We start from the raw sequence: 9,722 nt of genomic DNA, 5'->3' as shown, positions 1-9,722 counted from the left end.
CCTGGCCCCGGCCGACGACCCCGACGCGCCGAGCGCGGTGCTCTCGTGCACGCCCGGCCGCCCCCGCGCCGACATCGCGGCCCGCCTGACGGCGGCTGCCGCCGGGGTGGACCATCGCAGGTTGCGTGCGGGTACCCTCACCGACACCGAACGCGCAACCGCCGACGCGGCGTCGGCGCGTCTGGCTGCCGGGGGGCTGCTTCTGGACGACGGCGCCGACCTGACCCTGGATCTGCTCCGGGCGACCGCCGCCGACATCGCGGGCCTGCGTCTGGTGGCGGTGGATCCTCTCAACCACCTTCTCCCTGCCGCCGGTCCCGCCGTTTCCGATGTCCGTCACGGTGTGGCCGCGTTGCGCCGGTTGGCGGCGGATCTGGACGTGCCGGTGGTGGCCGTGTGGGAGACCGGCGCGGGTGAATCCCCGGAGGTTGTTGCGGCGTTGGCCGAGGCGGACAGCGTGGTGCATCTGACGCGTGAGGGTGAGCAGGCGTTCGCGATCGTCGCCGAACGCGACCTGGGCCCCATCGCCCAGGCGGCCCTGCACGCCGACCTCGCCCACGTCCGCTTCACCGACCTCCCACCAGCCGCGACCACCCCGAACGAAACCGGCCCGGCCGGCCCGGCCGGCGCAGCGCCGGCCGACAACGCCGCCGACGCCGAGCCCCCCGTTCGTGCTCCTCGCGAACGCGACGAGAGTCGACGGGACCGGCCGGCGGCCGGCGCACCCGCGTCCGCGCCCCGCACGCCGACCGCGCACGCACGCGGGGCCGCCCGCTCCGCGTCGACCGCGTCGAAGACCCCGGCCGCCTCGAAGACGCGCAGGGTCGTTGCGGACACCGACGAGGACCCCCTGCCCGGCGCGATCGCCGGCGCGGTCGCCGAGGAACTCGCCGCCGAGGGCGACATGGCCGCCGCGAGCGAGGCCTTGGCCAGGCGGGCGATCCCGGACGTGATGGAACTCCTGCGCCTGTCCCGCGCCGGATTCCGGTACGAGCACACCTGGTACCCGCCGTTGCCGGAGTTGCTGCGCAAACGCAGCAAGGAGGAATCGGACGCGGTTTGGGAAGCGCGCCCCAAGTGGCGCAACAAACACCTACCCCCCGGGGACCACGAAGTCGTCGCGCTGGACATGAACGCCGCCTACCTGTCCGCCCTCAAGGCCCACCTGCCCATCGGCCCCCTCGAACACCGCGCCGGCCCCGACCTGGACGACCACGACGGCCCCCGCGGGCGCAAACGCCGCCGCGCCGGCATCTACCTCGTCGAACCCCCGGCCTGGGACCACGACGATCTGCCAAACCCCCTCGGGGACCGGGACGAACCCGGCCGCTGTGGATCACCGACCCCACCCTGCGCCTCCTCCTGCGCTGCGCCTCGCCCGCCTACGGCAATCTGTGCGAGGAACCGCAGGTCCTGGAATCGTGGACGGCGGTGGCGACGGAGAACCTCCTGGAGCGGTTGCGCACGGCGTTGCGCGACGCCCGCGACGCCGCGATCGCCGAGGGCGACGACGTCACGTTGGACTACGTGAAGCAGATGTACGCCAAACTCGTCTCGACGATGGGTGGTTCGAACTACAACCGGGAGATCAACCGGCCCGACTGGATGCACATCATCCGCTCCCAGGCGTTTTCCAACCTGTGGGTCAAGGCGTTCAAGGCCCACCAGGGCGGCCTTGCCGTGGTGCGGGTGATGGGCACCGACGAGCTCCACCTCACCACCGGCGACACCGACACCGACTGGCGCACCGTCTTCACCGAGGGCCGCGGCGTCGGCGACGTGAAGATCAAGGACACCTACACCCTCCAGACCAAGGCCGGGAACTGATGCCCCACACCCGCCACCGCCCGCGTCCCGCCTCCCCCGAGAGGACCTGACACCGCATGCCGTACCGCTCCCTGGAGCCCGGCAAATACGGAATGCGCGGCAACCGCGCCTCCGAACTCGCCGCACGGCGCCTGGACGAACTCGCCGACGGCGTCACCTCACCCGTCGACACCGAACGCGGCCTCGCCGCCCGCCTGCGCTACCTCACCGCCTCCAACGCCGGCTACACCGCCATGGACACCGCCGGCATCGCCGTCACCCCCCGCACTCTCGCGGCCTGGCTGGCCGAGGAACAGACCCCCAACAGGGCGAACCTGCGCCGGATCGAGGCCGCCTACCGCGACCTGCGCCGACACAACGTGGCCCGCTCGCTGACCCGTCGTCTGAACAACAACGGCCGCGGCACCCGGGTGGAACTGCACCCGCACGACCAGTCCGGCGTACGCGAGCCGCACCGCCGTTCGGGTGTGGCCGTGCACCGCAGCGTCAACGTCCGCCGCTGGGACGCGATCGTGCGCGCCTGGGCCGCGGGCGACGAACGGATGCTCGACGAACTGTGGACCGACGAGGTGTTGGCCGGTCTCGGATCCGACTGGGGCGGCTTCGAGTTCGCCTCCGGAGTCGGATTCGCAGCCTGACCAACTAATTAGTTGAATGTGTGGCCGAACCCGGACCCGGGAGTGGGCCGCGCCTCACCCCGCACGGCTCCGGCGTGTGGCCCCGGTCGGATCATCAGGGCCGTCAACGGGCGGGTTCGGGCGGGCTGGACGACTTCGAGCCAGGCGCTTCCGCGGGGGACGCAGTGAGGGATCCCTGAGTAGCCGCGCCACTTCCAATTGATCCACCAGCGCGCGTCGCCCCGATGTCCGGCGAGGCGCCGCGGGGTGGGCAGGCGTTGGCCGGCCAGGTCGACGTCGTCGAGGTCGGCCCCGAGGGTGAGCAGGTGGGACAGGCCCGCCAGGGCAGAGCGCCGTAGTGGGCTGTCGTCGTTCCACCGTCGGCCGACGGCCCACCGCAGGTGCGGGTCCGCGAGGAGGTCGGTGTCGTCGGGGACGTCCGGGAGCGGGATCCGGGAGATGTCGACGAGTCCGCGTTGCCGCCAGGCGATCAGTTCCGCGCGTACCGGGCGGGGGATGTACCGGTCGAGGCCGGTGAACGCGTCGATCATGTCGTGGCGTTCGGCGCGGCCCGCGGAGGGGTCCTCGGCGATGGAGTGCAGGACGGTCAGGGCCTGGGGGAGCGTGTCGCCGCGTCGCCACAGCGACAGCATGGGGGTGCCCTCGGACCGCAGTCGTTCCCGCGCGTGGTCCTCGAACTGGAACTGCAACCCGCGTGATGCCCCGGCGAGCGCGCGGCGCAGCGGGGCGTAGGGGTTGGCGCGGCCGGAGAGGATGGCTTCGACGACCGCCTGCCGCATCCGCTCGTCGCGTTCGAATCGCACGGCCACGTCGACGTCGTGCGGCTCGCAGGCGCCCCGGGCGAAGCTCCCGAAAATCCACACCTGTTGCACCAGGCCCAACGGCCAACTCCGGTCCGCGTCGAGCCGGCCGAGCATCCCTTCGACCAGTTCGACGGCCCGCGCTCGCTTCACGTTCGTCTTCCTCGCATCGGCAGCAGTGTAGGTGCGCCGGCGTCCGTCCCCGCACCGTCCTCCTGGGGACCTCGACCCGTCGGACGCCCCCGACCGCCCACCCGCAGGAGGATGACCGACGTGCGCCGGTACCGAGCCGACCACACCGACGAAGGGGACAACCGTGGATGTCGCGGAATCACGGCGACCGACAGCCCAGGAGTGGCAGGACGCGATCGCGATGCTCCTCGAAGTCCAGAGCACACTCGCCGACTCCGTCATGTCCGGCCGCGTCGAGGAGCACGACCGTCACATCGTCGGACTTCCCTCGGGTGTGATGGGCGCCATGCCCGGCGGCGCGCGCGTGGAAGCGGCGCTGCACGCCGTGATGAGCGCTCGGCTCCTGATTCGGCAGGCCGTCGACGGGTTGCAGCTGCCCGGTGTGCCGATCCTGCAGCGCGCCCGGAAGGACCTTGCGCTCGCGGGCGGATACGTCGCCGCCACCTGGACGACGGAACTGTCCGAACGAGTCGACGGCCGCCCCAGGTAGCCCACCGGGAGTGAAGCCGTGACGGACGGCGCATTCCGCCGTGTCGTCATCGCGGGACTTCGCCAACCACCGGGCGAGTCAAGGCGTTCGGGTGGTTGACTGGCGTGGACCGGTCGTGACGGAGCGGACACAGGGGGTTCCCACCATGGGAGTCGGCACCACGTATGTCACCAAGGCCCAACTCCGCGAACTCCTGGGGGTGAACACCTTCGGCCTGCGCCGGGTCCTGCGGCGGGAGGACTTCCCCGCGTCGACGAAGGACCGGCCCACGCTGCGGAGCCGGTTCGACGAGGACGACGACCCGGTGTGGAACGCGACCGAGGTGTACCGGTGGGCCGCGCACGACCACGACTTCGCCCACCGAGGCGCCGTCCTGCTGCGCACCGACCCCGAAGACCCGGCCCCGGGCCGCTGGGCCGGCGCACACGCCACCGCGCAGGGCCCGGCCACGGACTGGCACACCGACATCGGCACCATCCGCCTGGTCCACACCGACGACTCCGGGGCGGCGTCCGCCGCCGCGACCGCGCTGGTGAACGACCCTGCGGGGCCCGGGGACATCGTCGTGGTGTGCGCGCTGTTCGGCGACATCGGCTTCACCGGACCCGCCCTGGTCGCCGCCGACACCGCCCGACCCGACATCGAGTACGAGGCCCAGTGGGGCCGCGTCGTCCAACTCGCCGGGCAACCCCTGCCGTGGTGGCCCCATCGACTGCGGCTGCCCGAACTCGTCCTCGCATGGCGCCCCGCAACCCCGGTCGTCGTCACCGACGTTCCCGTCGGCGACCGCGAAACGGCGCTGCGCCGGGCGGCTCGCAACCCCGTCTTCGGACCGGCCGCGCGCGCCGCGCTGACCGCGACGGCCGACGCCGTCCACAACGCCCACGTCGAGGGCACCGCCATGGACGCGGACATCTTCGGCAGGGACCGCCCGGGCCGAGGCCACCCGATCGTGATCGCCGCCCGACCCGACCCCCACGTCCACTGCGTGCCCGAGATCGAGGACCGTGACCTCCTGTCCGCGGGGTGGACCCAGGTCGCCGCCTGCCCACACCCGGACGCGGTCGCGGTCCTGCACGAGGCGCTCTACGTCGTCCCGCCGCTGCTGCCGTTCGGCCCGATCACCACCGCGCCGGCCGGCGCACCGGTGGCCCGGCGGTGGGCGCGGCGCCTCGCGGTGTGCGACCCCACCGCCGCCCACGCCGCCCTGACCGACAAGCCCGTCGACACGTTCTTCGTCGACCCCCTCACCGGCATGCCCGCCCTGCGCACCGCCCCCGACGACCACGACCGCGACGCCACCTGGATCTTCTACGCGCCCCTGGCCCTGCCCGCCGGAGCAGACCTCGCCAAGGTCACCCTGCACGGCACCGTGTGGATCACCACCACCGACGAACAGGTCCACCCCGCCCCCTGCACACCCGGCCGCGGCGACCACCTGTGGTGGGGCGACGGCTACGGCGACCGCGCCACCGAAGCCTCCTACGTCCTGCACCAACTCCTCGACCACCCCACCCGATCCGTCACCCTCCGCGAACACTGGCAACACGCCCCGGAGCCCCTGACCGACCTCCTCAACCGGGAACACCCCGACGGCACCGAACTCACCCGCGCCACCTTGCTCCGCACCCGCATGACCCCACCCAGGGGCCACTGACCACCGCACGGTCCCGGTTCCGGCGCCGACACGCGGCCGGCCCCGGACGCGACGACACGGGTCGCACGGCCGGACGGCAACACCGGGCGGCACCGACGAGAAGGAGACCTCACACATGGCCATCGAGTTCGAATCGCTGCAGGAAGCCGCACAGGAGTTGGCAGAGGACGTCGGCCCGCACGACGCGGCAGGCCTGAAGGCCTTGAGCGACACCCATCTGCGCGAACAACACGACGCCCGCGAGGAGCTGTTCGCGTTCGTCGACGACCTGTGGGAGAACGCCAAGACCCAGGGGCTGGACCCGGCGGTGCGTGCCGAGTACGCGAGCCTCGCCGGTCTGCGCGACCTGGTGACCGCGCTGAGGGACAACGCCGCAGACCTTCTGACCGAGCGCGAGGCCTCATCGGCGTGAACGCCGGCGGGTGGCCGAGACGCGGCCGGCGCTCGTTCCTCGAAGTGTCGTCGTGTGTGGGGCCGGTGCGGTTCACGCCAGGGTGACGCTCGTGCCGCCCTCGGCCCACCCTCGGTCATGGTGCACACGTCGTCGTTCCGGCCACGTTCCCACCGCTGTGGCGACCGCCGGCCGAGGCTGCGGGCCGTGAGGCGGGCGGGGTCAGCCCGTGTGGCGTGCCGTGAGCTGGGTGAAGAACTCGTCGAGGAGCCTTGCGCCCTTGACCGGGTCCTGGAGTTCGCGGCCTCCGAATCGGTACACCTCGTAGCCGCGCAGGCGTAGTTGCCGGTCCTCGGCGACCATGCGCGCGTACAGGCCGGTATCGGCCTGTCGGGTGCGGGGGTCGGCGTAGTGCTGGACACCGTCGAGTTCGATCACGATGCGGGCCCGGTTGGGCAGGAGCAGCAGGAAGTCCATGCGTTGGCGGGTCAGGGCGGATGTGGCCGGTCCGAGTTCGCGGGTGGTGTAGGGGTCGTAGTGCAGGTACACCTGCGGGATCAGGGCCGGGACGTCCGGCCCGAGGTCGACGTAGCGTTGCGCGTATCGGCGCAGGATCAGCTGCTCGGCGTCGCTGTCCAGGGATTTGGCCAGGCGACGGTACAGGCTGCGGGAGACCTCCTCGTCGCTGTGGTCCGTGAGTTGTTCGCGTTCCCTCCACCAGTCGGTGAGTGTGCGCCAGGTGAGTCCGGCGGCGTCCAGGGGCCGGTCGTAGACGAGGCAGTACCGCTCGTTGTCCACGACCGCCAGGTCGTTGTTGATGGCGTCGCGAAGGACGATGCGGGGTTTGGCGCCGTCGGCGGCGAAGATGAGGTTCTTCAACTGCCCGGCCACGCCGACGGGCGCCACCCGGGATACGAGCTCCCTCAACTCCGGGGCGTCGTGCTCCTCGTCGACCCGAATCGCCAACGTGATCAACTCGGCCAGCGACTTGCCCGCCAAACGGCGCACCACGTAGGCCCGTTTGCTGGTGTAGGCGACGTCGTAGGGCGGGTCCGGTGGGTCCAGACCCAGCTCGACGCAGACCTCCTCCACGACATCGGAGTTCATCCGATCCCGCAGCGCCTCGCCTATCGCCTCCCGCAGGACCCTTGCGGTAACCGTCGCCATCGCGCCCCCTTTGTCCGCCGCCACATCGAGAGACGGTTCGGTATGGGCCGATCGGGCCGTTCGCCCGCGTGAACCGCCCGACCGGCCGGTCGAGGTTTTCGCCGAACGCCCGCTGCCCGCGGGACACTGCGCCGTGCGCTTCGACGTCGACGAAGACCGCGACGTGACGGGTTCTCACCCGCCCGATCACTGCCTCCGACGGCATCGGCAGGCGCGGCGCGTCGGGTTCATCCGGTGGTCGCGGCCTTGTAGGCGGGGTACAGGGGGCTGTCGGATCCGATGTTCAGGTTCCAGCCGTCGGCGGCGTACCGGCGCAGGAGTTCCGCGATCGAGGGGTCGTCGGACGTTGCGCCGACGCCGATGGGGCTGTGCAGCACCAGGACCGTTACGGGTTCCTCGGTCCGCGACCAGGAGGCGGTCTCGCCGTCCCGGACAGGGCGCAGATGGTGCTCGACGTGACGGACGCGCAGGAAGGGGCCACCGTCTCCCCGCACCGCGGGTCCTTCGCCGATCTCACCGGCGCGAAGGCTGTTCAGTGCGACGAAGTGGCCCACGGCCGGTGCGGACACGCCCTGATACCCGTCGTCGCGCAGGATCGCCCCCAGGTAGCCCTCGGAGTCCACGCCGATCCCCGTGACGTGTTCGTACAGTTCGATTCTGATGCCGAGTTCGACCATGGCGCGATCCTTCCAAAGTCGAGGCCTGCGGCGCACCCGTACGGTCCGATCCGACTCGGTCGTGGGCTCTCCGGGCTCGATATGCGCGTTGGGCCGGCGTCGCGACAGACGCGGGGTGGTGACGACACATCGTGCTTCGTCGACACGAAGTCGCGGCTCGGTGCCGGTCGTTGGTGACGACTGTCGTTGTTCGGCGCAGCCGACCGCAGGCCACCCCGTGGGAAGCCTCGCCGGGTACAACCATCCCGCTTCATCAAGCCAGAATTCGCGCCGCCCACTTCTGCTGTCATATTTATGTGCGCTTCGTTGATATCGTCTATGCTCAGGGCATGACGGACTCTCCCTTCAGGGACACAACGAAGGCGCTCGCTCAGCGCATGGACTACATCGCCATGCAGGTCGGTTGCGACAGGGCCCGCTCCCACAGTTGGTGGCGCAACGTCGTGGAATACGGCCCGTGGAAAGGCTCGCAGGGGCGCACCGGACCGCCGACCCCCGACGAATGGGACGGGATCGCGAAGCTGTTCGGCACGACCCGGGACCAGGTGCGCGCGATGATCGCCGCCGACTGGTTCGGTATTCAACCCGGCACCGAGGTCTCGGCTCGTGTCATGAAGCTCGCGCCCTTGGTGGACAAACTGACCGAGAAGGAAGCCGAGGCACTGGCCGTCGTCGTCCAGAGCATGACTCTCCCGCTCCCTCGCAGCTTCATCAAAGTGCCGAAGAAGCAGTGACGCATCGGCCTTCCCGACGGCTCGCGGCACAGGCGCACATCGCTCGGTCGCGTTCGTGATCGGCTCGGGCGTCCGGGCGGGCTGTCGGGGTGGTTACTCGCGGGTGCCGGGGAGTTCGAGCCACTTGGGGCAGTCGAGTTTCGCCTCGTACATCCCGTGTGGCGCGATCTTGAACACCCACGGTCCCGTACGGTCCGCCAGCAACGCGATCCTGGGGAGGTGTTCGCGGAAGAGTTCGATCGTGGTCGCGGTCGGCATGTTGTTGTTGGAGAACACGACGTAGCGGGCGGCGTGGACGCAGATGGCGCGTCTCTCCAGGGGGTTGTAGAGGATCTTGGCATGTCGAGATACCGCGACACCTCGGCCTGCGTGTACAGGGGAACGTCGAACCGCGCGTCTGCCATCGCTGTGCTCCCCATGCCGGAAGGGTACCCACCCCCGTCGTGGAAGAGCTACGTTCCCGCCGGTTGCCTCCCACGAACCCACGCAAGCATCACCGCCCCGCGGGCCGACCCCACCCGGTCGGCTCCGAATGCGCCGATCGGGTGGCGGCCTTCATCGCGCCAACCACAAGTCCACTAACGTGCGGAATGCCCCTCGCCGGTTCCCGAGACAGGCAACACCACGTGGACATGTACACCCCGGGCCAGACCATCACCGTGGACCGATGGCGCCAAAGCCCGGAAAGACCCGGACCCGCCGAGGACGGCAGCTTCGTCGTCCACGCCAAGGACACCGTGGACGCCGCCTGGGCCCAAGGGATCCACCCCCACGGAAACCGCGCCCGCATCCTCGCCCTGAAATGCGCATACTGCCCCGAACACACCCACCAGCGCTGCTGCCTGATCGCCATGTGCGACACCCACCACCACGCCCACCGCGCCATCGAACACACCTCCCCCGAACACGGCCGCTACCGCGCCGCCATCGCCCACCCCGACGCCGCCCGCACCCGCTACGCCGACATGCCCCGCGTCCCGAACCTGCGCTACCCCCGCGACATGACCTTCGGCCGCCCGGACACGCCCCGCACGGGCGACTGGCTGCGCCTGGTCGAACACGTCCGCTGGGCCTGCGCGGGGCTCGCCGCCGCCGACGACGACCCCCTGGCCCACACGCTGCGCCGCGTGGCGGCCGGCGAGGTTGCGT

Annotated in this window: 10 protein-coding genes and 1 pseudogene; 7 read left to right on the top strand and 4 right to left on the bottom strand. The window is 71.0% G+C overall.

What is annotated here, in order from left to right; genetic code table 11:
• Together ABZS54_RS40245 and ABZS54_RS40240 are read left to right on the top strand one after the other, a co-directional pair.
• Positions 1 to 1,827 (top strand): annotated as a pseudogene (locus tag ABZS54_RS40245) (DnaB-like helicase C-terminal domain-containing protein); the annotation flags it as partial.
• A gap of 56 nt (positions 1,828 to 1,883) precedes the next feature.
• Positions 1,884 to 2,465, top strand: a complete 582-nt coding sequence (locus ABZS54_RS40240; protein ID WP_355547540.1) for a transcriptional regulator — start codon at positions 1,884 to 1,886, stop codon at positions 2,463 to 2,465.
• 8 nt (positions 2,466 to 2,473) lie between these two features.
• Here ABZS54_RS40240 and ABZS54_RS40235 read toward each other — a convergent pair whose 3' ends face one another.
• Entirely contained in the window at positions 2,474 to 3,418 is a 945-nt protein-coding gene (locus ABZS54_RS40235; protein ID WP_355547537.1) for a nucleotidyltransferase domain-containing protein, read from the bottom strand.
• A 163-nt stretch (positions 3,419 to 3,581) separates the two neighbouring features.
• Between ABZS54_RS40235 and ABZS54_RS40230 the strand changes: the two genes are divergently transcribed.
• The 3 genes from ABZS54_RS40230 to ABZS54_RS40220 all read left to right on the top strand — a co-directional run bounded on the left by ABZS54_RS40230 (position 3,582) and on the right by ABZS54_RS40220 (position 6,016).
• Positions 3,582 to 3,947, top strand: coding sequence for a hypothetical protein (locus tag ABZS54_RS40230; RefSeq protein WP_355547535.1), 366 nt, complete (start codon positions 3,582 to 3,584; stop codon positions 3,945 to 3,947).
• A gap of 145 nt (positions 3,948 to 4,092) precedes the next feature.
• A complete protein-coding gene (locus tag ABZS54_RS40225) occupies positions 4,093 to 5,604 on the top strand; it encodes a hypothetical protein (protein WP_355547532.1) in 1,512 nt (503 codons plus the stop codon).
• Positions 5,605 to 5,719: 115 nt separating this feature from the next.
• Positions 5,720 to 6,016, top strand: a complete 297-nt coding sequence (locus ABZS54_RS40220) for a hypothetical protein (RefSeq protein ID WP_355547529.1) — start codon at positions 5,720 to 5,722, stop codon at positions 6,014 to 6,016.
• A gap of 201 nt (positions 6,017 to 6,217) precedes the next feature.
• On the opposite strand, the gene ABZS54_RS40215 is transcribed toward ABZS54_RS40220, so the two are convergent.
• Both ABZS54_RS40215 and ABZS54_RS40210 read right to left on the bottom strand, forming a co-directional pair.
• Positions 6,218 to 7,162, bottom strand: coding sequence for a hypothetical protein (locus tag ABZS54_RS40215; RefSeq protein WP_355547526.1), 945 nt, complete (start codon positions 7,160 to 7,162; stop codon positions 6,218 to 6,220).
• Between the two features lie 227 nt (positions 7,163 to 7,389).
• On the bottom strand, positions 7,390 to 7,839 hold the full coding sequence (locus ABZS54_RS40210) for a hypothetical protein (protein ID WP_355547523.1): 450 nt from the start codon (positions 7,837 to 7,839) through the stop codon (positions 7,390 to 7,392).
• Positions 7,840 to 8,135: 296 nt separating this feature from the next.
• Here ABZS54_RS40210 and ABZS54_RS40205 point away from each other — a divergent pair, with 296 nt between their 5' ends.
• Complete coding sequence (locus tag ABZS54_RS40205) at positions 8,136 to 8,573, top strand: hypothetical protein (protein ID WP_355547520.1); 438 nt, start codon at positions 8,136 to 8,138, stop codon at positions 8,571 to 8,573.
• Positions 8,574 to 8,666: 93 nt separating this feature from the next.
• Here ABZS54_RS40205 and ABZS54_RS40200 read toward each other — a convergent pair whose 3' ends face one another.
• Positions 8,667 to 8,849: a hypothetical protein gene (locus tag ABZS54_RS40200; RefSeq protein ID WP_355547517.1), complete on the bottom strand. Its 183-nt coding sequence runs from the start codon at positions 8,847 to 8,849 to the stop codon at positions 8,667 to 8,669.
• A 350-nt stretch (positions 8,850 to 9,199) separates the two neighbouring features.
• Here ABZS54_RS40200 and ABZS54_RS40195 point away from each other — a divergent pair.
• Positions 9,200 to 9,722 (top strand): hypothetical protein (locus ABZS54_RS40195; RefSeq protein WP_355547514.1); only part of this gene is annotated, 523 nt, incomplete at its 3' end.

This window comes from Embleya sp. NPDC005575 (assembly GCF_040605455.1).
Classification (GTDB): Bacteria; Actinomycetota; Actinomycetes; order Streptomycetales; family Streptomycetaceae; genus Embleya.
The sequence above is the reverse complement of the archived record's forward strand: the minus strand, read 5'-3'. Positions and strand labels throughout refer to the sequence as shown.

Coding starts and splice junctions, on each gene's coding strand:
- ABZS54_RS40240 (WP_355547540.1), top strand. CDS start 1,884: ATGCCGTACCGCTCCCTGGAGCCCGGCAAATACGGAATGCGCGGCAAC.
- ABZS54_RS40225 (WP_355547532.1), top strand. CDS start 4,093: ATGGGAGTCGGCACCACGTATGTCACCAAGGCCCAACTCCGCGAACTC.
- ABZS54_RS40220 (WP_355547529.1), top strand. CDS start 5,720: ATGGCCATCGAGTTCGAATCGCTGCAGGAAGCCGCACAGGAGTTGGCA.
- ABZS54_RS40215 (WP_355547526.1), bottom strand. CDS start 7,162: ATGGCGACGGTTACCGCAAGGGTCCTGCGGGAGGCGATAGGCGAGGCG.
- ABZS54_RS40210 (WP_355547523.1), bottom strand. CDS start 7,839: ATGGTCGAACTCGGCATCAGAATCGAACTGTACGAACACGTCACGGGG.